Source organism: Geothermobacter hydrogeniphilus (assembly GCF_002093115.1).
GTDB lineage: Bacteria > Desulfobacterota > Desulfuromonadia > Desulfuromonadales > Geothermobacteraceae > Geothermobacter_A > Geothermobacter_A hydrogeniphilus.
On sequence record NZ_NAAD01000004.1, the window covers coordinates 64897 to 91060 of the forward strand.

Consider the following 26164-nt stretch of genomic DNA (forward strand, 5'->3'; position numbering starts at 1 on the left):
TCAGTTAGTCCTGCGGTTTCCGGGCGAGAGACAGTCGGCCACCAGGGCCGGTTCATCAAAACTGCATTTAACCGCCTGCAGGGCTTCCTCGTCCCGGTCCTTCTCAATCTGATTTTCGGTCCGGCCCAGCAGGGAGAGAGCATCCGAATCTCCCTGCCGGGCGGCCAGGCGCAGCCAAGCGAATGCCGCCGCCGGACTGTAAGGGCGGCCGTTGCCATCGAGGTAGGCCTTGGCAAGATAGTACTGCGCCGCGGCGAGGCCGTTGCGGGCTGCCAGGGTGAAGTACCGGGCCGCTCGGGCCGGCTGCCGGGGTAGACCGTACGCCGGCTGACTGAAAATCAGTCCGAGCGCATAAGCGGCCCGCGGGTCGTTATGCGCCGCCCCTTTCTTCAGCCAGGTGATGGCCGTGTTGCGGTCGATCGCTCCCCCTTCGCCCCGAAAAAGCATCAGTCCATATTCCGTCTCGGCCGCGGGCAGGCCGTTCAATGCCGCCCGTTTCAGCCAGTAGCGAGCCTTGCCGGGATGGTTGTGTCTGAATCCACTGTCCTTCAGGTATTGGAGGCCCATCAGGTATTGGGCCATCGGGTCGCCACGCATCGCAGAACGCATCAGGCGTTGACGTTCGATTGCGGGTTGATCCTTTGAGGAGTTCCTGAGGCTGTCCGGGGTCGCTCCGGTCCGCCGCTCCCCGTTGCTGTCGGAGATCGACAGATCCCCCGGTGCGAATTTTCTCTGGTCGGCATCTCGTGAAGGAATGCTGACCCTCGCCAGGGTCTGGTTGTTTTCCTCCGACAGCAATGCTGTCGCTGAAGATGTTGTAACGGTTCCCGCGGTCATCAACAGCAGCAGGCAAATCGCTGCGCCGGTGTTGGTTGAAATGAGCATAACTTTGTCCCTCCCATCAGAACGCGTTCATGGTCGCTCTGCCGGTCCTGCAAAGCCTTGTTCCGAAATAGAGGGATCTGCCAGAAACAGGCCAAGAGGGAAAAGCCGCTGATACGGCTCTTTGCGGATGTCCGAAGGGGCTTGTTGGAGATTATTATTCATCAGGGTTGGAGAATAATCTCCAGTTTGCGGGGGTGAAATATGCCGGGATCGTGGCACGGGAGCGGATATCGTTCATTCTTCAGGGGGCAGACGAAATGGGGACGGGTTCAGAGCCTCCGGGAGAAAAAGCAGGTTTCAGAGGTAGCGGGCGATGCTTCGGGCGATTTCGGCCAGGGCGTCCAGTTCCTCCGGGCTGAAGTTGGGGCCGGCTTTAGCGGGGTCGCTGCCTTTACGGCAGACCTGGATGACGCCCTTGACATCGCCCTTGATACTCAAGGGGGCGCTGATGATTTTCTGAATGGGCTCGGGTTTGCCGATCTGATTGTTGCTGAGACGGATCGACTCAAAGATAGAGGCGTGCTGGGCCGAAGCGAAGCGGTTGTTGAGGTAGGGACGGTTGTCGCGGGCGGTCCGGGCGGCCAGAGAGTCACTGGAAGAGAGGGGGACGAAGCCGCTGCTGCGCAGTTTGAGCGGCCAGAGAAAGCAGAGGACGCTGGTTGCTCCGTCAAGGGTGAAAAGGGCAACTTCATCCGGTCTGACGTTGAAGGCCTTGTGAACAGCCTGCACGACGAGTTCGATCCGGCCTTCACCGGCGGCGCGGGTGGCGAGACGATCTTCGAGGCGGCTGCAGAAGTCACTGATTTTCATGGTGCGCAGTTTAGCGTATCACGAGACGGGTGACAAGTGAAGGTGGTGGGCAGAGGGGGGGGCATTGGAGGGGGACAGTCCCCCTCTTCTAAGGGGACTGTCCCCTTTGGCTCTCAACCGTTCAGCGATGCATGCCGCGACGCGGTGCCCGTCTGGGGCTGTCGAAATAGCGACGACGCAATTCCTGGCGACGCTGGTGTCGTTGTTCGGCCGGAAGTTTGCGCATCTCGCGGATGTCCCGGCGCAACTGTTTGCGCTGGTCGGGAGGCAGCTCCTGCATGCGCCGGTAGAGTTTGCGCAATTTCTGCTGTTGGGCGGGCGGCAGTTTGCGGAAGCGTTCGTAGCGTTGGCGGAGCAGCCGGCGTTTTTCCGGCGGCAGTTGACGGAAGCGCTGCAGCCGCTGACGAACCCGCTGTTGCTGTTCGGGAGAGAGCCGCTTGAAGGCCCGGTAGCGTTCACGCAGTAGCTGCCGCTGTTGCGGGGTCATCTGCTGCCAGCGTTGCAGGGCCTTTTGGAAGGCGGGATCATTCCGCTGGACGGCGGTGGCGGAGTCCTGACCGGTGACCGGCACGGCCCGGGCGGCCGGAGAGACGGCCAACAGTAGACAAGTCAGAAACAGGGCTATGATCGAAAACTGTTTCATTGAGCATCCTCCATGGCCGCGACCGTATCGAGATTTTCCAGCATGTCGAGCATTTCAAGTAATTCAAGTTGAGCGATCACGTCCCGGTCTTCTTTGGAAAGCTGTGGATTGGTCTGCTGCTGATCCTGTGCTGCCGGCGGCTGATCATTGGAGTCGCTGCCGAGTGCTGCCGGCGGCAGCAGCAGCGCCAGCAGGATTGCGAGTCCGGACAGTCGGTTCATCCAAGGTCTCCCATTTCCTGAAGCAGGTCGAGATTTTCCAGCAGGTCAAGGTCATCGAGCATATCGAAATTCTGCAGCATATCGATATCAGCGAAAATCGGGCTGCTCTGCTGCTGCGGGGGCTGAGGTTGCGGCGTGATGCCGGGACGCAGCAGAATCAGGGTCAGACCCAGAGCGGTTGCGCTGCTCAATGCCAGGCCCCAGGCCGGGATACGTGAACGTTTTCGCCCGCGGCCGGCGGCAGACACCCGTTGCGTGAACTGCTGGCGTTCGAGGTTTGAAATCTCAAGGCGTCCGGTATCGGCAAGTCGCAGCACCCGGTTAAGCTCTTCGAGTTCCTTCCGGCAGGCGGAGCAGTCGGCCAGGTGATCCGCAACCCGTTGGCGCTCGGTTTCTTCCAGCTCGTGATAATGGTACAGAGTGAGAAGTTCCGGTTGGCAGTCGGTTCGTTTCATGATCCGATCCTTTCCCGTAAATCATGAAGTTCTTCACGCAGGCTGGTGACCGCCCGGTGCAGGTGCGCCTTGACCGTCCCCAGGCTGAGTTGCAGGGCGTCGGCGATCTCCTGCAGCGACAGTCCTTCGTCGTGGCGCAGGGTGAAAACGGCGCGCTGCTGGGGTGAAAGCTGCTGCAGCGCGCGGCGTACCCGCTGCCCGGTCTCCATCGCCAGCAGGGCTTCCCCCGGGCCGGCTCCGGGATCGGGAGCGATATCGACCGGGTCGGCCTGTTCGCTGTCGGCGCCGCGGAAGAAAAAGATCTTTCGTTTCAGCTTTTCGCGGCGCAGGTGGTCGATGGCCAGACGTGACAGCGTGCGATAGAGCCAGGTCGAGAGGCTGCTGTCGCCGCGAAAGCTGCCGAGTGAGCGGTGCAGGCGCAGAAAGGCTTCCTGGGCCAGGTCCTCGGCCTGCTCCCGGCTGCCGGTCATCCTCCAGCCGAGGTTGATCAGCCTGCCGGCGTGGGTATCCACCAGGCGGGCGAAACTCTCTTCATCGCCGGCGCGGGCCTGTTCCAGCAGGATCTGTTCGCTGCGTTCGACCATCGATCGAGAGTAGCGGTCCGACGGCGGACTGTCAACCGGAGCTGCTGTATCACGCTTTTGCAAGTATCCGGTGTGCAAGAGCTTTTGAGAGATCTGGAGAGTACTCATCGTCGTTGGTTCTATCCGTTCCGTAACGGCCGGGTCATGGTTCGGGTTGGTTGTGACCGGGGGTCGGGTCGCTGCGGACGGTGACCACAGCCGGGACAGACGCGGCCTTCTCGTTGTTGCGGCGCATGGCAGATGGGGCAGCGTTTCATGGGACCTCCTTGTTGCCTGAATCCGTGGGTTTGTGCCGGTGACAGGCTTACTGATTCAGGTACGTCTTACTTCTTTGGACGCAGATCTTCAGAGAAGGTTTACAATTGACAGATTAAAATCAGCCCGTACACTTTGGATGGTTTTGGTGTCCCGGAATCAGAAAAGGGACTGTCCCCCGCAGGGACAGTCCCTCTTGTCCCTTGGTGCAGGAGTTGAACAGATGAGTGAAGCAGATCAGCAATGGGATCTTTCCCCGCTTTATAAAGGTCCGGATGATCCGGAGCTGTCGCGGGCACTGGCGGATGCCGCCGCTGTTGCCGAACAATTTCGTCGCGATTTTCGTGGTCGCATTGCCGCTGACAGTCTGTCCGCCGATCTGCTGGCGGCTGCGCTGCGCGGCTATCGGGAGTTGCAGCAGACCCTGCTGCTTCCCTACCTCTATGCCCAGCTGCTGTTTTCCGCCGACAGTGAACCGGACGCGCACAAGGCATTGATTGCCAGGGTGCGCGAGGCCTGGAGCGCAATCAGTGAACAAACCCTCTTTTTCGAACTGGAAATTCTGCGTATCGACGAGGAGCATTTCAGTCGACTGGTGAAGGATCCGGAGATTGCCGATTATCGGCACTATCTCGAACAACTGCGTGTTCATACACCCTATACGCTTAGCGAAGAGGTTGAGCAGGCGCTGAAGCGCAAGGATCTTTCCGGCCGCGAAGCGTTTGTTCAGTTGTTTGACGAGTTGAGTGCCGGGTTGCGTTTTTCCTTCCGTATGCCGGGAGAGGAGGATGAGCGGGAGGTGACCGGTGAGGAGCTGCTCAGCCTGCTCTACCATGCCGACCGGAGTGTTCGGGAAACAGCGTTCAGCACCTTTCTGCGGAAACATGCCGAGCAGTCACTGGTGCTGACGTCCTGTTTCAATAATATCCTCCTTGATCACGGCCGGGAGGCGGAGCTGCGCGGTTATCCCGACCTGATGACGCCGACCCATCTTGCCAGTGAGACGGCGCCGGAAATGGTTGAGCGGATGATGGAGGTCAGTGAGCAGAATTATGCCCTGGCGCAGGACTATTTCGCCCTCAAGAAAACGCTGCTCGGATACGAGACGCTGAAGAATACCGATCTCTATGCGCCGGTCGGCGGGGAAGGAAAGCACTATTCCCTGGATGAGGCCCGTCGCCTGGTGCTGGATTCCTTCGGCGGTTTTTCTCCGCGGCTGGCCGAGGCGGCGGCGGCCTTTTTCGACGAGCGGCGCATCGACCTGCTGCCGCGCCCCGGCAAGAGCGGTGGGGCGTTCTGCATGGGGATGATGCCGGGACGACTGCCGTATGTACTGACCAATTTCACCGGCACCCTGCGTGATGTTTCGACCCTGGCCCACGAACTGGGTCACGGCGTCCACTACACCCTGTCGCAGAAACAGCACCTGTTTCATTTCCACGCGCCGTTGCCCTTCGCGGAGACCGCCAGTGTGTTCGCTGAAATGCTGCTGACCCGTCACCTGCTGCAGCATGAGCGGGACCGGGAGACCCGCATCGCCCTGCTGTGCGCCAAGATCGAGGATATTATCGCCACCACCTTCCGTCAGAATGTCCTGACCCGCTTTGAACTGGCGGCTCACCGGCAACGCGGTGAAGGGTTGCTCTCCGCCGATGACTTCTGTCGGCTCTGGTGGGACGAAAACAAGAAATTGTTCGGCGACAAGGTGGAGATGATCGAACCTTATCGCTGGGGCTGGAGCTACATCAGCCATTTCATCCATGCCCGTTTCTACTGTTATTCCTATGTGTTCGGTGAACTGCTGACCCTGTCGCTCTACCAGCGTTACCTTGAAGAAGGTTCTCCGTTCGTACCGAAATATCTTGATTTGCTCGCCAGCGGCGGCAGTGACCGGCCGCAGGCGCTGCTCGATCCCTTTGCCATCGACCTGGCCGACCCCGGCTTCTGGCAGAAGGGCTACGATGTGGTGCGTGGACTGCTGGATGAGTTGCGGGCAGTCCTCGACTGAGATTGTTCATGGGGGTGACCGGCAGCGTCACTGCGGTTGTCTTTGGCGGGCCGGAAACAGGTCTGCAATCGTCTGTTGCTCCCGTTCTCCGCTTTGGTTGACGCTTCGGCATGAAACTTTCATTCCGACCTGAATCAGCGAATCTGATCCAGGGATTTCAGCGGAAGGATGACAGCGTGGCAACCCTGACCTGCCCCCATTGCCGGTTCAGCAAGGATGTGCCGGAGGAGAAACTCCCCGACCGGCCGGTACGGTTGCGCTGTCGCAAGTGCGGCGGAAGTTTCCTGTTCGATCCCGGCGTTCTGGCGGTGAGGGAAGGATCCGCGCTTTCAGGCTCCGGTGAGCCCGCGGCGCCGGAACCGGATCCCGCGTCATTTGAACTGCCGCCGGTGATCGATCTGTTTGCCCGCAGCTGGGCCTTTTACCGGCGGCGGATCTGGCTGCTGCTCGGTATCTACCTGGTTACGATTCTGATGACGATGGTTCCGGCGGTCGGTGCCGGTGTCGTGATCGGGGTCAGTGCCGGGTTGGGAAACGGCCCCGGTCTCGGCAGCCTGATCCTGGTCGGGGTTGCCATCCTGCTGGCGATGATGCTGATGCCCTGGGGCATGATCGCGATGATCTACGCGACGGTGGATGGTGAACTGGGGTTCAAGGCCAGTTTCGCCGCCGCCAGGGATCAATACTGGGCCTTCTGCTGGATGTTCAGCCTGCTGGCCTTTATTGTCTGCGGCGGTGGACTGTTGCTGATTGTTCCCGGGCTGCTGTTCGCGACCTGGTTCCTCTTCGCCCAGTACATCCTGGCGGCGGAGGGGGATCGCGGTATGGATTCGCTGCTGAAGAGCCGCGAATACGTGCGCGGATATTTCTGGGCGGTGCTGCTGCGGTTGCTGGTGCTCTGGGTCAGCGCTTTTCTGCTGATGCTGGTGCTTGGCTGGATACCGCTGGTCGGCGACCTGCTGTCACTGTTCCTGTTTCCCTTCACCTTGGTCTACCAGTATTTTCTCTATTGCGACCTCCGCGAGGCCCCACGGGAAAAGATTCCCTCTTTCTGGGAGACCGGTACCAGACTTCGCTGGCCGGCGGTTGCCGCTCTCGGCTACCTGGTCCTGCCGGTCGCTTTCTGGATGATCGGCGGGATGAGTGCCCTGGACGGCTGGGTTCTCTCCTGGAAAATCGGACATGGACTGGTGTCCCGATCCGTCCAGAATTGGACCCCGCCGCCGGTGATTGAGGAAAAACTTGGCCAGGAGCCGCCCGCCGCGGTCAGGATCAGTCGTCGGAAGATGCGCCGGCTGCTCAAGCGGACGCGCATCGAAGTGCCTCCGGGCGGGGTCAGCGTCGGCCCGGCGGCCCTGGCTGCCGATCGGTTCTGGGATGGCGGCAGCACGCCTCATCTCTGGCTCAAGGTCAGGCTGGCCGATTTGCCGAACCTGGCCCTGGTTCGTGACCGGGCCGTGAGCATCAGTATCGACCGGGTGACAGATGGTGATGGCGCCGACCGTTATGACGCGACCAGCATGTTTGAGAAGGAGTTCTTTCGGCGGGTGACCCTGCAGGCTTCTTCTGCCGATGCCGGCTACCTGGAAGGAACGCGGGATGTCTATTTGCGCAGGGGGACCGATGAGGAGGACCTGCGCGGTATCAGTGGCGTGCTTCACCTGAAGCTGCCGGTCGGGATCGAGGTGGTTGACCTGACGCCGTCGATGATGGGCCGGGACTACACCGTCGCCGGGCACGATATCAGCTACAAAAAGCTTGAAGGCCCGGCCGTAACTCTCGCACTGGCCGATAGCGACAATCTGTTGCAGGTGGTCGGTTACAATGCCGCGGGCAAGCCTCTGGCCCCCGGCGGCAGCCATTCCAGTGAGCAGGATGGCCGTGTTACCCGCACCTGGTTGTTCCAGGGCGATGTTTTCAGTGTGCGCCTCTACGTCGCCCGAACCCTGGTGAAGAAGGATTATCCGTTCAGGTTGACGTTGCCGGAATCCTGAAACAGCGGCCCCTGCTTCGCCAGTGGTTGATTCTCCCTCGAGAAGGAGTCTTCGATGATGTCGGATATGAAAAAGAAAGGGCCCAAGCCGGGCTGTCCCGGGGGGGAGGCGCACCAGCTCCATCTCTGCCGGTTGATGGAACTGGGCCGGATGGCGGATGTCGACCACTTGACCGAAGAGGCGAACTTCACCTGTCGTAACTGCGGGGCCTATGCCGGCATCGCCGCCGGCCTCTGCAATCCCGAACCGTTTTGAGCTCCTGTTCCCCGGTTTTTACCAGTATCTGCCGCCATAACCGAAGTTGTTGAAGCAGATACTTACGGCGTGTTCGGACCAGCAGATCGTTCCGCCGTAAGAGGATCCCGGGTAACCGTAATAACGGTTATAATAACCGTAGCCCCGCCCATCGTGGCGGTCGTTGTAACGATAGCTGTCGTAGCGGCGCTGATGGCGGTTATAATGATCATCCCGGCGCTGGTGGCGCGGAGTGTAAAGGTGCTTTCCCCCGCTGCGGGAATGACCGAAGTAGCCGCCATGGCCGCCCTGGCGTGAATCGGCCAGTTGCAGGATGTTGTTTTCCGGATCCGGGATGTGCTGCCTTTCGCCGGTGCTGCCGCTTCCCGCCCAGGCGCTTCCCGCCAGCGCCGACAGCAGGCCGAGCAAGAGAAATAAATGTTTCATCGTTTCACCTCGTAACCCATTATAGCCCGGATGTCCGGTTCGCTGCCGGATCGACCATGAGGAGAAGCCCCCTTGTCCAGATTGATAACAATTTTTGTCATCTGCCTTTTCCCCTCCCTGCTCTTCGCCGCCGGTCCACCGCGAATCTGGTTCGATCAGGGACATGGGCAACGATTCGCTGTCGACCGGCCGGGGCCGCTGCAGCTGACCGGGTTCGCCCGGTTGCTGGCCGAGCAGGGAGGCCGGGTTGAAACCGGCCGGCAAGCCCTGGACAGCGGTATGCTCGAACAGGTGGACGTGCTGGTTCTTTCCGGGGCGTTTAAACCCTACCGCAGTCAGGAAATTGATGCTGTCGAAAGGTTCCTGCGTGGCGGCGGCCGGTTGGCGGTGATGCTGCATATTGCTCCTCCCTTCGGCGACCTGCTCTACCGGCTGGGAGTCGATTTTTCCAACGGGGTGATTCGCGAGCGGGAGCAGGTGCTGAACGGTGATCCGCTCAACTTCCGGGTTACTGATTTCGCCGACCATCCCCTGACCCGCGGGTTGCAGGGCTTCAACCTCTACGGCGGCTGGGCCCTGATCAACACGGATCAGCGGGCGCGGGTTATTGCCCGGACCGGGCCGGAGGCCTGGGTCGATCTGAACCGCGACCAGCGCCTCAACGGCAATGACGCGGTGCAGAGCTTCGGCGTGGTGGTGGTCGGAGAATCGGGAAAGGGGGCGTTTGTTGTTTTTGCCGATGACGCGATTTTCCAGAATCGGTTTCTGCCTGAAAACCGGCAGCTGGCCGACAACCTTGTCCGCTGGCTGCTAAGGCGTCCGCTGCCGCAGTTGGCTTTGAACCCTGAATCCGTGGGTCCCTTGTTGGCGGACAGCACAAGTCATTGATCTGCCTGAGTTTCCCAAAAATCACCAGCGAACCTGGGGGTGCGCTTCAGATTTTTGGAAATCCCCTTCAGGTCAAGCACGTGCACTCTCCATCCAACAGGAACTCACTGCTTCAGGTGAAAGGTAAACCCTGATGCGTCGCTTTCTGCTTTGTCTGCTCTGCGGCCTGCTGCTTCCGGGACCGCTGTCGGCGGCGACCGGAAATCACCTGATCGGGCAGAAGAGCCCCTACCTGCAGCAGCACGCCCATAACCCGGTTGACTGGTATCCCTGGGGAGAAGAAGCCTTTGAACGCGCCCGGCGGGAGAACAAGCTGATTTTTCTCTCCATCGGTTATTCGACCTGTCACTGGTGCCATGTCATGGCCCACGAGAGTTTCGAGGATCAGCAGGTGGCGGCCCTGCTCAATGCCGATTTTGTCGCCATCAAGGTGGACCGTGAAGAGCGTCCCGATATTGACCAGGTCTACATGCAGGTCGCCGTGGCCCTGACCGGCAGCGGCGGCTGGCCGCTGACCGTCATCCTCACGCCGGAAAAGGTACCGGTCTACGCCGGAACCTATTTCCCCAAGGAATCCCGTTACGGCCGTCTCGGTCTGCTCGAACTGCTGCCGCAGATCGCGGCGCGCTGGCAGCAGTATCCGGAACATATCCGCGACAGTGGTCGGCAGTTGCTGGAGCGACTCAACCGGCCGCGGGGAACGGCTGCCACGGATCTCGGCGCGGAGCTGTTCGAACGGGCCGATACCCGTTTCAAGAGCAGTTTTGATGCCCGCTACGGTGGTTTCGGTCAGGCACCGAAGTTTCCCCGCCCCCATGGATTGACCTACCTGCTGCGCCGTTACCGGCAGTCCGGTGATGAACGGCTGCTCGATATCGTGACGACCACCCTGGACGCCATGCGCCGCGGCGGTATCTATGACCAGCTCGGCGGAGGTTTTCATCGCTACAGTACCGATCGCGAATGGCTGGTGCCGCACTTTGAAAAAATGCTCTACGACCAGGCCGGGCTGGCCCTGGCCTATCTTGAGGCCTGGCAGGTGACCGGTCGGCAGCGTTATGCCGATACAGTGCGCGAGATTCTCGACTACCTGCGGCGTGACATGCGTGACTCGGAAGGTGGATTCTACGCTGCCGAGGATGCTGACAGCGAGGGGGTCGAGGGCAAGTTCTATCTCTGGCGCCTGGCGGAGGTGAAGAAGGTGCTGGGCGCAGAGGACGCTGTTCTCTTCGCCGCTGCCTACGGGGTTGCGCCGGAGGGCAATTTTGCCGCCGATATCCGTGGGGAGCAGCCGGGGATGAATATTCTTCACCTGGTCCGGTCCCTGCCTTCCCTGGCCGTCGAGTACAAGATGACGGAAGCACAGCTGCGGGCACGGCTGGCCGCCGACCGGGCCGAAATGTTGGCCGCGCGCGACCGGCGGGTTCGGCCGCAGCGGGATGACAAGGTGCTCAGCGCCTGGAACGGATTGGTGATCTCCGCCTTTGCCCGTGCCGGCCGGGTTCTCGATGCCCCGGTCTACCTGCGCACGGCGCAGCGGACTGCCGATTTCATCCACCAGCGGATGCGTGACCGGCAGGGGCGCCTGCTGCGACGCTGGCGGGAAGGGGACGCCGCGATCCCGGCTTTCGCCGAGGATTACGCTTTTCTCGCCCGCGGCCTGCTCGATCTCTACCGGGCTGATTTTGATCCGCGTCGGCTGCGGCAGGCAACGGCCCTGGCCCAGCAGCTGCTGGACCGCTTCAGTGCCGCCGGGGGCGGCTTTTATGATACCGCGGATGATGCCGAACAGCTGGTTTCCCGGCCGCAGTCACTGTTCGACGGCGCCCTGCCGTCGGCCAACAGTGTCGCCCTTGAGGTACTTGCCCGTCTCTACCTGCTGACCGGAGACGACCATTGGGAACGGCCGGCGCGAAAATTGCTCGCACGTTTCTCCGCGGAAGTGTCCGACTCTCCGACCCGTTATGCCCAGCTGCTGCAGGGGGCGATGCTGCTGCTGCAGCCGACCCGTCAGGTGGTGCTGGTCGGCCCGCCCGAAGCGGATACCACCGGACAGTTGCTTGACATTCTCCAGCACCGTTACCTTCCCGAAACCAGCCTGTTACTGCTGCCTCCCGGGCAGTCGGCCCTGCTTGCGGATCTTGCGCCGCACAGTGCCGGGATGCGGATGCTCGGCGGCCGACCGACGGTTTACATCTGCCGTGATTTCAGTTGTCAGAAACCGCTGACCGATCCGGCGGAAGTTGCGGCGCGGTTGGCAAAGCCTCCCGTTGCCAGTCGTCCCTGAAAACCAAATCCACCGGCAATTTCGGGATTCGCCTGCCGTTACCCCGCTTCGTTGTCTTCACCGATTCGGTTCTCAACTACGTTTTCGCCAGAATCGGCACGGTGTCTCGCATCTCCACCCGTTCCGCCACCCCCGGTCCGCAAAACAGCCGGTGGATTTGGGGGAAACGCGCTCGTTTTACAGCCGTCGGGGGCCGGAGAGGTTTTTCCCGCCGCAGGCCGTGCCGATACCGCGCAACAGTCCGTTGAAAACGAAATGGTGAAAGGGATAGACCGCCCACCAGTAGGCAAGACCGGAAAGACCGCGCGGCCGAAACCGGGCGTTCTGCACCACCCGGGTGCCGTTTTCGTCCGGTTGCAGCAGGAATTCGAGCGTGGCTTCTCCGGGCAGCTTCATTTCAGCGACCAGCAGCAGTCGTCGGGGATATTGCAGGTCGGCAACCCGCCAGAAGTCGAGGGCGTCACCGATGAGCAGGGTGTCGGGATCGCGCCGCCCGCGGCGCAGGCCGGGGCCGCCGACCAGTTTGTCCAGCAGCCCGCGCAGCCGCCAGAGAGGATTGCAGGCATACCAGCCGGTTGCGCCGCCCAGGCGGATGATGGCCTGCCAGACGCGGTCGATATCCGCCTTGACGATCAGTTCACGGCGGTCACTGAACAACGTGCCGCCGGTCCAGGCCGGGTCGCCGGGGTCGCCCCATTCGGCCGGCGGGATGGGACCGGCATCCGTCCAGCAACTTTCCACCTGGCTGCCGCGTAGGCGCTCCAGAGCCAGGCGGATAGCGGTCCGGGCATCGAACAGCGGTTGCGGAACCAGATCCTGCAATCGCTGATCGCGGCAGACGGAAGGTGTTGACAGGCTTTCCACCAGGGGGCGGGCGAGGACAGCGGGAACGGGCGTGATCAGCTGTATCCAGCAGGCGGAGCAGCGGGGGGAACAGATCGGCAGCGGCAGGATCAGGCGGCGTACAAGGCCGGCCTCCTCGGCGTAAATACGCATCAGGCGCCGGTAGTTGAGAACCTCGGTGCCGCCGATATCATAGCTTTGGCCGATGGTTTCGGGATGGTCGAGACAACCGACCAGGTAGCCGAGAACATTGCGGATGCCGATCGGTTGACAGGGGCTGTCGACCCAGTTCGGCGTGGCCATAACCGGCAGCCGCTCGACCAGGTAGCGGAGGATTTCAAACGAGACGCTGCCTGAACCGATGATCATCGAGGTTCGCAGGACCGTAGTCGGCACCCGGCCGGCCCGCAGGATACGGATGACCTCGGCGCGGGCGGCGAGCCGGGAGTCGAGATCGGCCTCTTCTTCTCCGAGTCCGGCCAGGTAGATGATCCGCTTGAGGCCTCCTGCTTCGGCGGCGGCGATGAAATTCCACGCCGCCCTGCGTTCAGCGGCGGCGTTCTTTGTTGATGGAGTCATCGCTGGAACAAGGTAGTAACAGGCTCGACAACCCATGGCGGCGGTGCGCAGGGACTCACCGTCGAGCAGATCGCCGCGCTCGATCTGCAGCAGCGGATGGGTGCCCCAGGCCCGGTTGGCGATTTTTGCCGGATTACGCGCCAGGGCCCTGACCGGACAATCGGCTTCCAGCAGCCGCGGTACCAGGCGACCGCCGACATAACCGCCCGCGCCGAGCACCAGGATGGGTTGTCGGTCGTTCATGTTCCCATTATCCCATGCCGGGAGACGGGGGCAAGCGCGGGCCTGAATGAGCTACCGGGGCGGCTGCAGGGGGAGATCGACAATGGCGCGGGTTCCGTGGCCGGGGGCACTGTTGAAATGCAACTGCCCGCCATGTTCCTTGACCAGTTGCCAGCAGATGCTCAGGCCGAGACCGGTTCCCTCGCCTTCGGGCTTGGTGGTGAAGAAGGGTGAGCAGAGATGCGGCAGGTGTTCTGCGTCAATGCCGACGCCGGCATCTTCAACCCTGAACTGCAACAGATTCCCCTGTCGGCGGATAAGGATGCGGATTTGTTTGTCTTTATCCGGCAGTGGGAAACGGGCATTGAGGGCGTGGCGGGCGTTGCTGAGCAGGTTGAAGAGAACGTGTTCCAGTTTTTGCGGCTGAGCCAGGATCAGCGGGGTTTCCGGTTCGACCTCGACCTCGACGCGGATGCCCTCGTTACGCATCTGGGTTTCGATCAGCAGCAGGACATCCCGGACCAGGTTCCGGGGATCGATCAGCTGCAGTTGATCGTCCGGTTCGCGGCTGAAGCCCAGCAGACCGGAAACAATACGGGCGATCCGCTCTCCTTCCGACAACATCCGCTCGGGGATTTCCGGGTGTTGCCGAAGGACCTCGGGGTTGTCCTTGAGGATCTGGGCGAAATTGATGATGCCGTTCAGAGGATTGTTGATTTCATGGGCGATGCCGGCGGACAGTTCTCCGATCGCGGCCAGTTGTCCAGCCCGCAGGTGATTGATGCGCCGGTTGAAATTTCGACTGGTGTCGCTGATGTTGAGGATGACCCGTTCAACCCGTCCCTTGTCATTACGGATGGGATAACAGCGGAAATGGAGCTGGCGTCCATCCTGGCCGAGAAGCTCCCGTTCCTGGAAAACCCCCTCTTCAATGCAGGGTTGTACCGGGCAGTCGGTACAGACCGCATGTCGGCAGATGGTGCCGTGACAGACCTGGCCCGGCTGCAGCGGCTTGTCGAGCTTCATCAGTGACATCACGTGACGGTTGCTCCAGAGAATTTTGCCGTCCAGGTCGAACAGCACCAGGCCGTCAGGGACCGCTTCCAGTTGAGCCAGCAGCAGGCGTTTTTCCTCTTCACTCTGCTGCAGGGCGAGGCGGGTTTTTCTGCGCCGGGTCACATCAATGCCGAGGACCATCACCAGTGGAGAGCCATCGCTGTCGGCAAAGGGGATTTCGTGGATTTCGAAGAAGGCATCCTTGTCTTTGTCGTGCAGGTCCCATTTGCGCGCCCGGCCGCTGTCAAAGACCTTGAAGGTGGAACAGTCGTCACAGGGCGTGTCACGGTTGTGGATGATCCGGTAGCAGGGGGCGTTCCGGTAGGAGCCGAAGTTGTCGATGAATGTCCGGTTGGCGAAGGGGATCGAGTAGTCCGGGGCCTGCAGGTAGACCAGAGCCGGAAGCTGGTCGAGAACCTTATAGAATCGGTCGCGTTCAAGGGAGAGCTGTTTGCGGCAGGGATGTGGCCACCGGTGTAGATCAGCCGGGGGATGAATGTTCGTGGCGGCTTTCTTCATAGCGGCTTCATACACGGTCAGCTGGGTACGAAGCCGTTCGATTTCGGCGCGGAGTTCCTCCTTTGTTCTTCGCTCCATTATTTCCCCTGAAGGAACAGTCATGCTGACCCGGCGTGTTCGGTGTCAGGGAATCAGCAGGAAAGGGGCTCTTCAATCGATATGAATCTGCACCGTTTCAGGCCCGAATATAGATTAATAAAGTCTAGCCTCCGGCCAGGCGAAGTCAAGCTGGTCAACCTGTCAGAAATGAGGGGCCGGCCGACTTGACTTCAGTTCGGCGGGTCAGTTCTCCGGCGGCTGGAGCGGTCGATCTCCGGTTCGATTTCCGTCCGGTACCTGAACATGAACTCGCGCAGGTCATGGTCGCTCAACTCCAGGGTCGCCTCGGGAAGTTCAAGATGGTGGTGGCGCTGCTCGGCCAGCAGGGCATAGAGGTGTTCGGCAGCGAAGCGATTGGCGTGACAGTAGGAAATGATCAGGGTGATCGGGTCATCAACGATGCGTTGTCCCATAACCGACCTCCTCGGGTTGGCCCCCCTTTTCTTACAGTGTATACGGTATGATAACGATCTGCCAATCGATCGCCGGTTTTTTCTGCCGACAACACAAAAAGGCCCGCCGAATCGGGCGGGCCTTTTTGTGTTGCAAGGGAGGAGAGGTGTTGCTAAAAGCCGTGGTGGCTGAGGAATCTTATCCTGTGCAGCTTTTTGCGTGACCGCGCTGAGAAACTGATCGGGCAGTTTTCCGGCAGGTTGGCTCTGCTGCGTTGGAAAATTTTTCGGGCGATGCGTTTCAGGTAAAGCATGACATCCTTCTTTGAATCATGTCTATGTGGCGCCAAGGTAAGGCCTGCCCGCGATGCCGTCAACCCCCTCCTTAAGCTATAAAAACGTTTTAAATCAAAATGTTGGCAGACAGACCTGTGGTTTGAGGTTCCGTTCGGCAAATAATAAAAATTATTTTTTCTTCAGGTTTCTTTCTGAAACAGCGTCATTTTGTCAGCCTCTTGCGTGACCGGGCAGGAGCGGGTAACTTAGGTCAAGGCCATGCAGGGGGGGGGACCCGTGGCCGGGGGAAGGATAGCGCATGGAAAAGCAAGCAATCAAACGATCAGTTCACGGTGTTGCCGGACTCTACAGTCGCAATGAGCTGAAAAAAATTCTGTCCGGTTACCTGCTGCTGATGGCGGTGGTCGAGGGCTTCATCTTCTTTGTCTGCTGGATCAGTTACCTGAGTCGCGGGCAGATGGTTTTCCCCTGGAAGGCCTACATCCTTGCCTCGTTCATCACCCCGGTTGCCATCACCTTTCTGCTGGGGGTGATTGTCTACGGCTTCAACCGCTACCTGTTCGCCCGGGACGAGACCTTTCCCGCGGCGGGAACGGTGTCCGACGCGGAACGACAGCCGAATCGTTTTGACGAGGTGATGCGCAGCCTGCGCCAGGTTCCCTTCCTGGTGGCGTTGCTGCTGCTGGTGCTGGCCGGCGGCATTATCTACAAGCTGGATGCGATTGTCGGCTATGTTGCCGACGCCGGGGCGCAGGCGGCAAACTATCTCTTTATCCTGCTGGCCGTGGTTCTCGGGGTGGCGGCCCTGGTAAGCCTGGTATGGATGGTCCTCAGCTACCGGCTGCGCTGCCGGCGTCTCGACCTGCTGCACAAGTACCGCATGGAGATGCTGGAACAGACCGGCATGGTGCTGCTGGAGGATGAGACGGTCATCGACCGCGAGGGACGGGTGGTGGAATATCCCGCCGGAGCCGGCACGCGTCCGTCAAGGCGCGGTGATGACCTGGCTGTTCTGCCGGCTTTGCCCGGGCGAAAGAGGGACGAGGAAAACTGAGCCGCCGCGGGCGGAAGGGGGGCTCCCGCCCGTAGCTTCGCATTGAAGAGTTCACAATCTTCGGGACGGCCGTGTCCCGGTTCATTCCATTCCGAAATCAAAATTGAAAACCGAAGTATTCGGCAGCGGGCTTTCCTTCTGCAGGGCATTCAGAACCTGCTTGCCGCGGGGGGAGAAGGCGCCGAGGTGACTCAGATCAACGGTCAGACGCCGGACCCCGAGAGCCGCCAGGTCCTGCTGGCGGTCGAGCAGGGAAAAGTCCGTTTCACTGCTGAGAATGCTGACTCCGGAGCGCTGCTGGACGCGGAAGCGGTCGCCGCGGTCGGAGGAGATGCCGCCCTCTTTCTGCAGGTTCTTGAGCGGGATGCGACTGGTCAGCAGGGGGACGCTGGCGTAGACGGTCAGGTCGAGGGGCAGACCGGTCGGGCGGGTGAAGAGGTCGGCCAGGTTGTCGCGGTCGTCCTCGATGTAGGCCATGCCCCCGCTCAGGCCGAGGTCCCGCCAGGCCAGGGCTGCCTGGCTGTTGAGAATGAAGAGTCGGTAGCTGCCTTCGAGTTCGGCTTCAGGATAATCGTCGAAGAGTGGAAAGTGTCCGAGGTTGCCGAGGCGGAAGCGGCGGAACCCCTGTTCGTACAGGGTTCTGATCAGCTCCCCGGTCTGTTGCCACTGGTCGTCAGGAAGGATGAAGGGGAGATCCCAGACGATACGTTCCGTCTGGCGCCCCCAGCGGCCGGCCTGCTGCACGCCCTGAATGTTGCCGGCGGAGAGAGGCAGCAGCACCCGGTCGATGCCGTCACGGGCCAGAATCTGCAGATCCCGGGCGTTGCCGAGGCCGAGGGTTGTCCGCCGTTCCTGTCCTGCCGGTTCCCCGCAGGCGAGCAGGGACCGGCGGGCCCGCTGCCGGGCGGAACTGTCGTGGTTCTGCCGCCGACAGGAAAGCTGTTGCGCCAGCTGGGCATAGAATTCCCGGCGGATCTGTTTCAACCGGCTGGGCGGGATCACCACCGGCGGCAGCTTGCGGCAGGTCAACTGTTCAAGCCGAAACCCGTTGTTGCCGGCCTGGGAAAAAGCGGCCCGCAGAGTTTCCCGGTTGAGGGGGTTGTCCTTCGCCGGGAAGGTCTCGACCGCGAAACGCGCGGTATGTTCGATTCCGGCCAGCTCGGCGGTCAGCTGCAGGCTGTGGTTGTCCGGCATCAGGATCCGCAGGTTGAGCGCTGTCGGCTCGGTGGAAATCCGCTCCAGTCGTTTGCGGCAGGCGGTCTCACTGAGGGTGAAGGCCTGGCGGGAGGAGACCTTGAAAACCGCGTCGCCGACCTGAAAACGGTCGGCAAAGGGGGTCGGGACAGTGACCTGGCTGCCGGCTGCCGCCTGTTTGACCGGTCGTCTGCCGAGCTGCAGGGTGCGGACGGTGAACGCGGTTCCGGGGCGGTCGCTGGCCGGTTGGATGCGCAACCGGTCTCCGGCTTGCAGCAGGTCGCGGGTTTTGAAGCCGATCTGGCGACCACGGACCTGGGAAATGTTCCCCAGCCAGCGGCCGGTGGCGCCGCGCAGGTTGGGCGAGACGATGTCAACCGGAGTCGGCCCGGCGAGAAAACCTCTGGTCGGCGGTCGGCCGAAGGCATCCTTGAGCAGCTGCTTGGCTTCCTTGAGAACGTCCTGACGGTGTTTGCGGTCGGCGTCGAGAACCATGCGGTAGGCGCTGACCACGTTGTGAACGTACTCGGCGCTCTTCATCCGCCCCTCGATTTTCAGCGAGCAGATGCCGGCGGCGATCAGCTCCGGCAGCAGGTCGATGGCCGAGAGATCGTTGGGTGAGAAGAAATAGCCGTCCTTGCCGCGTTGGCGGTAGCGGCGTCGGCAGGGTTGGGTGCAGCGGCCGCGGTTGCCGCTCTGGCCGCCGAGAAAGGATGAAAAATAGCACTGGCCGGAGAAGGAGAAGCAAAGCGCGCCGTGAATGAAGTGCTCCAGCTCAAGATGGGTTTGCCGGCGGATCGCGGTGATTTCGTCGAGGGTCAGTTCCCGTGCCAGCACCCCGCGGGTGAAGCCCATCCGTTCGAGCATTTTCACCCCGGCGGCGTTATGGACGGTCATCTGTGTCGAAGCGTGCAGTTCCAGCTGGGGAAAGTGTTCGCGGGCCAGCTTCCAGACCGCGAGATCCTGCAGGATCAGTCCGTCGACCCCGATCTGGTCGAGAGTGGCCAGGGTGTCGACCAGTTCAGGCAGTTCCCGCTCCTTGACCAGGGTGTTGAGGGTGACGTAAAGTCTGCGGCCGGCCGCGTGCTGGGCAGCGGACATCTTTTCCAGATCGGCGACGCTGAAGTTCTTTGCCTTGGCGCGTGCTGAAAAGGCCTTGAGCCCGCAGTAGACGGCATCGGCACCGGCTTCGGCGGCGGCGAAAAAGGCTTCGAGGCTGCCGGCCGGGGCGAGCAGTTCGGGTTTGGTCGGAGAGGGTGACTTTCGATGGGTCATGGAAGGCCTGATTCTGGGCCGCCAAGAAGTTCACAGGCAAATTTAACGGAGAGGCGGAGAGGAGCAGGGACGGAGAGAAAGTCTTTAGGGTTTTAAAACCGATAAATTGCCTTTGATTTTCTCTGCATCCTCTCCCTCTCAGCGACTCTCCGTTAAAAAAGTTTTTCTTGGCGGCAAGCTTTTAGTGACGAAAAAACCGGACGTTCCCGCCCGGTTTCGTTTGAGTCAAGGTAGCACGCCAGGTCCGGCCGGGGCAAGCGCCTACAGACCGCGGTCGGCGAAGCTGATATAGTCGCCATTGCCGATGATGATGTGATCCAGCACCCGCACCCCCATCAATTCCCCGGCCTGCCGCAGGCGGGTGGTGAGGTCGATATCCTCGCGGCTCGGAGTTGGGTCACCGGACGGGTGGTTGTGGATAAACAGGACAGCTGCCGCCGATTCCCGCACCACCGGGGCAAAGACTTCACGTGGATGGACAATGCTGGCGGTCAGGCTGCCTTCGGAAATCTGCACTTCGCGGATCACCCGGTTCTTGGCGTCGAGCAACAGGGTCAGAAAAACCTCTTTCTTCCGGTCGCGCAACCGCTCGTGGTAATGCCGGTAGACATCCCGGGAGCAGCTGTAACGTTCCCCGGGCCTCAGCGGCGCGGCGGCAAAACGTCGGGCCAGCTCAAAAACGCCAAGCAGTTCGGCGGTCTTGGCCGGCCCGATGCCTTTCTGCTGCTGCAACTCCCGGCTGCCGGCCGCGGCCAGCTCCCGCAGGCTGCCGAAACGTGACAGCAGGCTGCGGGCCTGGTCCAGCGCGCTGGTGCCGCTGGCGGCGTCACCGGTGCGAAGCACCAATGCCAGCAGTTCGGCGTCGCTCAGTCGTTCCGCGCCCTGTTGCAGCAGTTTCTCTCGCGGCCGCTCATCCTCGGGCCAGTCCTTGATAGAGCGCATCCATGCCCTCCTCGGCAGGCTGATGAAATCCTGCAGAACGTATCTTTTTCAACTCCCTGTCAGATCCACTGTCGGCGCCGATTCTAGCACCTTGCGACTTGGCGTCAAGGAGTATCCCGTTCCCAGATCCACCGGCTGTTTTGTGGACCGAGGGTGGCGGAACGGGTGGAGATGCGCGGCGCCGCGCCGTTTCGGGCGCAGACGTAGCCGCGCTACGTCGAGTACCGAAACGGTGACGGCAACAAAGCAGATTCACCCGTAACGACAGCCGAATCCCGAAATTGCCGGTGGATCTGGGTGTTGCCTATTCCCGGACATAGATGTCGATATCGGTTTCGTGCACCATGCCCATGGTGTGGGCATATTCCGATTCGATCAGGGCGCAGTGCTGGCGGGTTTCATGCGCGGCGCGTTCAAGCGTCTGGCGGGCCGCCGGGTCGATAACGCGGGCGGCCGTCATTCGCAGCATCCGTTCGATATCCTCTTCTTCGCTCAATGCCAGCTCCTGGGCGCGGCGTTCATGGATATCGGGATGGGCCGTCAACTCCTTGATCAGGGCCGCGTCCGGAGAGGGCGGCAACGCCATGAACTGATCGAAATCTCCCAGGTCATGACCGTTGTAGAGGTGGAAGAAACGGCCGAGATTGCCGTGGACCTCTTCAGCCAGGCGCTGAAAGACCTTGCGGCCAAGGGGGTTGGTGACCCGTTCGGCGGCCAGCAGGTAGAAATCGTAAAGAGTCTTCTTGGTCCTGATAATCAGACGAAGGGCTTCCTGGATTTTCATCTCCTGGGGCATGGGCAACCTCCTTTCCTGGCTGTGGGTGGGTTACTTCAAGTATGCCTGAAGGAGGGAGGAGGGCAAGGAATGGTGGAATTATAAAGGATTCATAAGAAAAAGGGATCGGTTTTTGACCGATCCCTCCTGACGGATTGCGGTGAGTTTCTCTGTCGGCTCTATTTCATCCCGCTGCCGCGAAAAATACCGAGAACACTCTGTTCCTTGGGAGAAAGCCTGGCTCCGAAGCGGATCATCTTCTGCTGGATCTCGTTCAGGTCCCGGCCGGCGGCCAGCGCCTGGTCGATGCGTTGCCGGCTGTGACAGCCGGTGCAGCGGGTATTGATGATCCGGTTGACTTCGGCAAACTGGTCATCGCCCCAGTAGGCGGTCAGAATCTCTTTTTCGGCCGCCGAAAGGGTCGCTCCCTGTCGGGTCATGCGTTCCAGGATGCCAGCAAGATCAGCGCGCCGGATCAGGGCGTTGTCGATCCGCTCGCGAGAATGGCAGACGGTGCATTTGCGTTCGATGACTTTCTGAAACTCAACCATGCCCCGGTCCGTACTCAGGGCGCCAAGGTGCTGCGACTGCTGGGCGGCGAAAGCCGGGGCGGCTGTCAGAAACAGGATCATGAACAGAAAACGCATGTCGGTGACTCCCTGACGAAAGTGAACGATCTGTTTCGCGGGCCATGACCATCAGGCGGGGTGTTTTGGCTCAGGTCAGGGTTCCGCGATGAGTTTTAATTTGCTGTCGATGTTGTTGCGCACCCAGTTGCGGTCCCACCATTCCACCGGGTTGACCGGCAGGCCGTTGAGGATCAGGCCGAAATGGAGATGATCGCCGCCGGCCAGGCCGGTGGCGCCGGTGCGGGCGATCTCCTGGCCTTTTTTCACCAGGTCGCCGGCGGCAACTTCGATATTGCTGAGGTGGCCGTAGAGGCTCATCAGCCCGAGACCGTGGTCGATGATAATGCATTGGCCGTAAATGCCGAACTCCTCGGCCAGCACCACCCGACCGCTGTTGGCGGCGACTACCGGCCCCCGGGCGACCGAGGCGATGTCGACTCCGAGATGGACCTGGCGGTCGATTTTCTTACCGTTGTGGTAGTAGGTGCGGGCCGTGGCAAAGGGTTCGCGATTGGTCCCTTTGGGACGCAGGAAGGCCCCTTCCCAGAGCGGCTTCGGTTCTGTCTGGGCGACGAATTCCTGCAGACGGGCCCGGTTCTGCTGCCGCAGTTCACGGTTGACGCGAATGAAGATCTGCAGCAGATCAGTGGTTTCCGGGAAGTACTGCTGGAAATCGGGCATTTTGGCTTCGAGAAAACGGTTGCTGATATTGATTTTTGCCTTGTGCAATGCGCGGGCATTAATGTGGTGGTAGAAACCGCTGCGTCGCCGGTTGCCGGCCAGGTCTTCGGCGATCAGGCGCGGCACCAGTTTTTTCGGACTCAGGTCGTAGGGAGCGGCGAACAGGCAGGCATAGCTGCCGTCTTCCTGCTGGTACGCCGGGAAAAAGCGATCGTCGAGCTGGACTCCGGTGCGGGTGACCGTTTCGTTGACCTTGTAGATGATCAGGCCGCTGCCGCCCTGATTGAGATTATGGCTGCGGCTGAGGACCGAGATCCGCGGTGGTTTGCTGTCGAATTCGAGGATGAAGCTGCGGTTGCCGGTGTTGCCCTGGCCGAAATGGTAAATCGAGCGGTCTCCGGCGGTGACGCGGATTTCCAGCGGACCGTTGTTCAGCTTGATCCCCGCCAGAGACAGCTGTTGCCGGTGCTGATAACTCCCCGGCGGCAATTCCTGGCTGTAGAGGGCAATCTGCTTGCTACCCTGAACCAGCAGCACGTCGACCTGTTTCAGTCCCGAAGCCTGGTCGGTCAGCGTCAACTGCAGGGGTTTACGGCTTGAAACCGGACCGGATGCCGGAGTCAGGGAAATTTCCGGACCATCGGTGTCGCGAAAATAGTAGACGCCGCCGGCAACCAGGGCGATAAGCAGGACGAACAGCAGAACAACACTAGGGGTGCGCAACAGAAAATCTCCTTACAGGCATAGGATGTCACCCGAGAACGGGTGTCAGGACGGTAACGGCAGCCAGTATAGCGCCGGGGAATGGTTTTGCCACTGTGCGAATTCGCAGCTGATGGATCCTCGGAGGCTGTCGGACTATCCATGGTCTGGCTGCAAATCCGCGCGTTCGGCCCATATCCCAGCTCCATTTTGCCCCATAGCCACTGCTATGAGGCGGCAATTGAGCCGAAATCTGTGCTCAAACGCTCGAATTTTCGCTTCAGCCCGGATCGTCCGACAGCTTCCTAGTACCATGTAACCCATAATCTTTCGCATCTTGCTGGTTATTTTCCGCGTCAGCTGCGTTGCGCTTCACCGCTTCATAGCTACGGCTATGTAGCGGAAAGCGCGCCTTGTCGACACGGAAAATCCCGACGCAATATTACGAAATCCTATGAGTTACAGGGTACTAACTCTCCGCTTCCCGGACCCAGTTGTTGATGATGTCGGCGGCAGCTTCGGAAATATCGATGAATTTCAGCCCCATGCCGGGGTCATAGCGGTTGTCTGGACGGTAGGGACGCTTCCAGACCACCTCGCATTCACAGCGTACCGAGTCTTTATGCGGCGGCGGCAGGGGAATATCGACGATCACGCGACTGCCGGGCTCCAGGGGATTGACCGTGGCGATGAACATGCCGCCGCGGCTGAGGTTTTTGCTGTAACCGAAAAAGACCTCACGCGCGTCTTCCAGCCTTACTTTGCGTACCAGCAACGGCGCCCGCAGGGTGCGGCGCAAATCAGCCTGCACCGGCGGCGCATCGGCTTTCCGCTCGGTCATATTCTCTCCCTGTTCGCAACTGAGCAAAGCATAGCACATGATTGCTCCCTCGTCCCCCCCGAAACAACACCCTGCAGCCGCTGCAACAGTGCCAGCTGGCGTTCGATCTCCCGCGGGGCCGATCCATTCCCCCAGGTGATCAGTTCGGCGACCAGGCCGCTTGTTTCATCATCTGCAGAAAAACTGCCGAGATGGCGGATCAGGCGCAGGGTTTTCAGGGCGTCGAACCAGCCGTGAAAGGCGCGCAGCAGTCTTTCCGGGGAACGGTTGCGGGCGACCAGTTTCGGCCAGAGATCAGGGAAACCGGCATCGCGCAGAAATTCGGCGGCGGAGTCGGAGCGGATTGCGATCCGGTCAAGCAGCTCGGAGGCGTCGGCCGCGGAATGTCGACTGACGATCTGCAGCCAGGTTTTCAGAATACGGAAATTCTCCGCCGGGTAAAAGCTTACGGCGGCTTCCCCCGCAGCCAGCCGGGCAACCTTCTCACCGGTACCGAAGGGGACCCGTTGCGAACGGCGGGCCGACGGCCTGACCAGGGTTCCGGCGAGGGGGTGGACACCGCAGGTTTTGGCCAGTTGCTGCAGAAAATAGAAGTCCTCACCCGCCCGGCGTCGGTTCATGCCGCCGATGGCCAGGTAGGCGGCGGCCCGACAGGCGATGGTGCTGCCGATACTGTGATAGGCGTAGGGTGAACCGGCCAGATGCAGACCGTAGACATAGTGCCGCAGGTAGAGTTCGTAGCGGTCGATGGCCTGCCGGGTTGCCGGCGAGTCGGCCGGTTGATGGGCGAAGGGAAGGGTTGTCCCTCCCTGTGCGTGAGTGGCAAAATGGGTTTCCAGGGCGGCCAGGTAGTTGTTGTCGACCAGGGTGTCGGCATCGAGCCAGGCGAGCAGTCCGGAACCGTCCGGCCGCAGTCGCGGCAGGGCCAGGTCGCAGCCCAGCTTGCGTGCCAGGCCGACACCGGCGTCCTTCTCCGGCAGCATCTGCCCGGGGCGGGCGGCATCGACCCACGCCAGGCGCAGCGATGACGGTGCGCCGCCCGCTTCGAGCCAGGCCAGGGTCTGCAGGTTCTCGGCGAGAAGGGACGGTGCTGCCTGTGGCGGCTGGTTGACGACAACCACCACCAGCCAGCGCCGCAAATCCTCGACCGGGTTGGCGGCCAGGGCGGCGAGGGTCAGCGGCAGGCTTTGCCGTTCGCCGCAGGCGGGGATGACAACGGCGCCGGCAAAGTCTCCTGCCGTACAGCCCTGGAGTTGCCAGGGGCCGTCGAGCAGCCGGCGCCGATAGTTGGCCAGCCGACGCCTCATGATCGGACCAGGACGCCCGCTTCGCACCGCCAGCCGTCTTTTTTCAGCTGTTCGAGCAGGGCTTCGGCGGGGCTGTCGGCGCCCTCCAGCCAGTGGATGACGATCCCTTGTCTCTCCATCCGCCGGAACCAGGTTTCCTGGCGCTTGGCGAAGCGGCTGATGGCGCCGGCGAGCTGCTGAACCATGTCGTTGCGGCTCAGTTCGCCACGCAGGTGGCGGGCGAGGAAACGGTACTCAAGTCCGTAATAGTCGAGCCTCTCCCAGCTGACCCCGGCCTGATGCAGGCGTTGGACTTCGTCGAGCATTCCCTCTGCGAGCCGCTGCTGCAGGCGTTGCCGGATGCGCCTGCGGAGCTCGGAACGTTCCCAGCGGAGACCGAAAACCAGCGGCTGCAGATCCGGCCAGGGCGGTGGTGCGTCCGCTGTCGCCTCACCGGCGGCGATTTCAATGGCGCGCAGCAGTCGTTCCCGGTCGTCGAGGTCGGTGCGGTTATGCTGTTCAGGTTTCAGTTCAAGCAGTCGCTGTCGCAATTGCGCGTCGTCGAGACCGGCCAGCTCGCGGCGCAGTTCCGGGTCGGAGGGCACCTCGACCAGCCGGTAACCCTTGAGAACCGCGTCAAGGTAGAGTCCGGTGCCGCCGACCAGCAGCGGCAGCCTGCCGCGGGCGCTGATCCGCTTATGGGCCTGCAGGAATTCGCGCTGAAAATCGAAAACGCTGAACTCTTCGCCGGCGTCGCGGATGTCGATCAGGTGATGGGGAACCTTGCCGTATTCGTCGAGATCCTTGCCGGTGCCGAGATCCATGCCGCGAAACACCTGGCGCGAGTCGGCGGAGATAATTTCACCGCCTAAGGTTTCGGCCACCTGCACGGCGACGCGGGTTTTGCCGCCGGCGGTCGCGCCGAGCAGGGTCAGCAAGCGGCAGGGGGGCGGTGAAGAGTGTTGTTTTTCGGACATGCGCCCGACTTTAGCCGGTTTGTCCGCTGAATTCAATTGTCCGGGGGTTTTCTTTGGTTCCGCAATCTGGTACAAGAAGCGCAGTGAAGG

The 26164-nt window shown here is 61.3% G+C and carries 24 protein-coding genes; 6 read left to right on the forward strand and 18 right to left on the reverse strand.

Annotation, left to right across the window (positions count from 1 at the left end):
• The 6 genes from B5V00_RS04785 to B5V00_RS04810 form a co-directional block, all read right to left on the reverse strand.
• Entirely contained in the window at positions 1 to 885 is an 885-nt protein-coding gene (locus B5V00_RS04785; RefSeq protein WP_085009624.1) for a tetratricopeptide repeat protein, read from the reverse strand.
• 297 nt (positions 886 to 1182) lie between these two features.
• Positions 1183 to 1695 (reverse strand): GAF domain-containing protein, encoded by a 513-nt coding sequence (locus B5V00_RS04790; RefSeq protein ID WP_085009625.1) that lies wholly within the window; start codon positions 1693 to 1695, stop codon positions 1183 to 1185.
• 121 nt (positions 1696 to 1816) lie between these two features.
• Positions 1817 to 2338 (reverse strand): DUF3106 domain-containing protein, encoded by a 522-nt coding sequence (locus B5V00_RS04795; protein ID WP_085009626.1) that lies wholly within the window; start codon positions 2336 to 2338, stop codon positions 1817 to 1819.
• Entirely contained in the window at positions 2335 to 2559 is a 225-nt protein-coding gene (locus B5V00_RS04800) for a hypothetical protein (RefSeq protein ID WP_085009627.1), read from the reverse strand. Before B5V00_RS04800 ends, B5V00_RS04795 begins: the two co-directional genes overlap by 4 nt.
• The gene (locus tag B5V00_RS04805; RefSeq protein WP_085009628.1) at positions 2556 to 3014 is read right to left on the reverse strand and encodes an anti-sigma factor family protein; all 459 of its coding nucleotides are present in this window, start codon (positions 3012 to 3014) and stop codon (positions 2556 to 2558) included. Before B5V00_RS04805 ends, B5V00_RS04800 begins: the two co-directional genes overlap by 4 nt.
• Positions 3011 to 3598 carry an RNA polymerase sigma factor gene (locus B5V00_RS04810; RefSeq protein ID WP_085009629.1) on the reverse strand — a complete coding sequence of 196 codons (588 nt, stop codon included), beginning with the start codon at positions 3596 to 3598 and terminating at the stop codon, positions 3011 to 3013. The genes B5V00_RS04805 and B5V00_RS04810 overlap by 4 nt, the downstream gene beginning before the upstream one ends.
• A 478-nt stretch (positions 3599 to 4076) precedes the next feature.
• Between B5V00_RS04810 and B5V00_RS04815 the strand changes: the two genes are divergently transcribed.
• The 3 genes from B5V00_RS04815 (at position 4077) to B5V00_RS04825 (ending at position 8110) form a co-directional block, all read left to right on the forward strand.
• Positions 4077 to 5861 carry a M3 family oligoendopeptidase gene (locus tag B5V00_RS04815; protein WP_085009630.1) on the forward strand — a complete coding sequence of 595 codons (1785 nt, stop codon included), beginning with the start codon at positions 4077 to 4079 and terminating at the stop codon, positions 5859 to 5861.
• Between the two features lie 176 nt (positions 5862 to 6037).
• Positions 6038 to 7855, forward strand: a complete 1818-nt coding sequence (locus B5V00_RS04820; RefSeq protein ID WP_085009631.1) for a zinc-ribbon domain-containing protein — start codon at positions 6038 to 6040, stop codon at positions 7853 to 7855.
• Between the two features lie 54 nt (positions 7856 to 7909).
• Positions 7910 to 8110, forward strand: coding sequence for a hypothetical protein (locus B5V00_RS04825; RefSeq protein WP_085009632.1), 201 nt, complete (start codon positions 7910 to 7912; stop codon positions 8108 to 8110).
• An 18-nt stretch (positions 8111 to 8128) separates the two neighbouring features.
• On the opposite strand, the gene B5V00_RS04830 is transcribed toward B5V00_RS04825, so the two are convergent.
• Positions 8129 to 8536, reverse strand: a complete 408-nt coding sequence (locus tag B5V00_RS04830) for a hypothetical protein (protein ID WP_085009633.1) — start codon at positions 8534 to 8536, stop codon at positions 8129 to 8131.
• A gap of 72 nt (positions 8537 to 8608) precedes the next feature.
• Between B5V00_RS04830 and B5V00_RS04835 the strand changes: the two genes are divergently transcribed.
• Both B5V00_RS04835 and B5V00_RS04840 read left to right on the forward strand, forming a co-directional pair.
• Positions 8609 to 9424 carry a DUF4350 domain-containing protein gene (locus tag B5V00_RS04835; RefSeq protein WP_085009634.1) on the forward strand — a complete coding sequence of 272 codons (816 nt, stop codon included), beginning with the start codon at positions 8609 to 8611 and terminating at the stop codon, positions 9422 to 9424.
• Between the two features lie 133 nt (positions 9425 to 9557).
• Complete coding sequence (locus B5V00_RS04840) at positions 9558 to 11711, forward strand: thioredoxin domain-containing protein (protein ID WP_085009635.1); 2154 nt, start codon at positions 9558 to 9560, stop codon at positions 11709 to 11711.
• A 177-nt stretch (positions 11712 to 11888) separates the two neighbouring features.
• On the opposite strand, the gene B5V00_RS04845 is transcribed toward B5V00_RS04840, so the two are convergent.
• The 3 genes from B5V00_RS04845 to B5V00_RS04855 form a co-directional block, all read right to left on the reverse strand.
• Entirely contained in the window at positions 11889 to 13376 is a 1488-nt protein-coding gene (locus B5V00_RS04845; RefSeq protein WP_085009636.1) for an SDR family oxidoreductase, read from the reverse strand.
• Positions 13377 to 13427: 51 nt separating this feature from the next.
• Positions 13428 to 15008 carry a PAS domain-containing sensor histidine kinase gene (locus B5V00_RS04850; RefSeq protein ID WP_172399625.1) on the reverse strand — a complete coding sequence of 527 codons (1581 nt, stop codon included), beginning with the start codon at positions 15006 to 15008 and terminating at the stop codon, positions 13428 to 13430.
• A 191-nt stretch (positions 15009 to 15199) separates the two neighbouring features.
• Positions 15200 to 15442, reverse strand: a complete 243-nt coding sequence (locus B5V00_RS04855) for a hypothetical protein (protein WP_085009638.1) — start codon at positions 15440 to 15442, stop codon at positions 15200 to 15202.
• Positions 15443 to 16016: 574 nt separating this feature from the next.
• Between B5V00_RS04855 and B5V00_RS04860 the strand changes: the two genes are divergently transcribed.
• Entirely contained in the window at positions 16017 to 16772 is a 756-nt protein-coding gene (locus tag B5V00_RS04860) for a hypothetical protein (RefSeq protein ID WP_085009639.1), read from the forward strand.
• An 81-nt stretch (positions 16773 to 16853) separates the two neighbouring features.
• On the opposite strand, the gene B5V00_RS04865 is transcribed toward B5V00_RS04860, so the two are convergent.
• The 8 genes from B5V00_RS04865 to miaA all read right to left on the reverse strand — a co-directional run bounded on the left by B5V00_RS04865 (position 16854) and on the right by miaA (position 26074).
• Positions 16854 to 19241 carry a U32 family peptidase gene (locus B5V00_RS04865; RefSeq protein WP_085009640.1) on the reverse strand — a complete coding sequence of 796 codons (2388 nt, stop codon included), beginning with the start codon at positions 19239 to 19241 and terminating at the stop codon, positions 16854 to 16856.
• Positions 19242 to 19502: 261 nt separating this feature from the next.
• Positions 19503 to 20183: a RadC family protein gene (gene radC / locus B5V00_RS04870; RefSeq protein ID WP_085009641.1), complete on the reverse strand. Its 681-nt coding sequence runs from the start codon at positions 20181 to 20183 to the stop codon at positions 19503 to 19505.
• A 304-nt stretch (positions 20184 to 20487) separates the two neighbouring features.
• A complete protein-coding gene (locus B5V00_RS04875) occupies positions 20488 to 20979 on the reverse strand; it encodes a hypothetical protein (protein ID WP_085009642.1) in 492 nt (163 codons plus the stop codon).
• Positions 20980 to 21137: 158 nt separating this feature from the next.
• Positions 21138 to 21605: a hypothetical protein gene (locus B5V00_RS04880; RefSeq protein ID WP_085009643.1), complete on the reverse strand. Its 468-nt coding sequence runs from the start codon at positions 21603 to 21605 to the stop codon at positions 21138 to 21140.
• A 75-nt stretch (positions 21606 to 21680) separates the two neighbouring features.
• Positions 21681 to 22991, reverse strand: coding sequence for a M23 family metallopeptidase (locus B5V00_RS04885; protein ID WP_245803909.1), 1311 nt, complete (start codon positions 22989 to 22991; stop codon positions 21681 to 21683).
• A 448-nt stretch (positions 22992 to 23439) separates the two neighbouring features.
• Positions 23440 to 23811 carry a PilZ domain-containing protein gene (locus B5V00_RS04895; protein WP_085009645.1) on the reverse strand — a complete coding sequence of 124 codons (372 nt, stop codon included), beginning with the start codon at positions 23809 to 23811 and terminating at the stop codon, positions 23440 to 23442.
• Positions 23808 to 25118: a glycosyltransferase family protein gene (locus tag B5V00_RS04900; protein ID WP_085009646.1), complete on the reverse strand. Its 1311-nt coding sequence runs from the start codon at positions 25116 to 25118 to the stop codon at positions 23808 to 23810. The genes B5V00_RS04895 and B5V00_RS04900 overlap by 4 nt, the downstream gene beginning before the upstream one ends.
• Positions 25115 to 26074 (reverse strand): tRNA (adenosine(37)-N6)-dimethylallyltransferase MiaA, encoded by a 960-nt coding sequence (gene miaA / locus B5V00_RS04905; protein ID WP_085009647.1) that lies wholly within the window; start codon positions 26072 to 26074, stop codon positions 25115 to 25117. Before miaA ends, B5V00_RS04900 begins: the two co-directional genes overlap by 4 nt.
• Positions 26075 to 26164 lie beyond the last annotated feature (90 nt).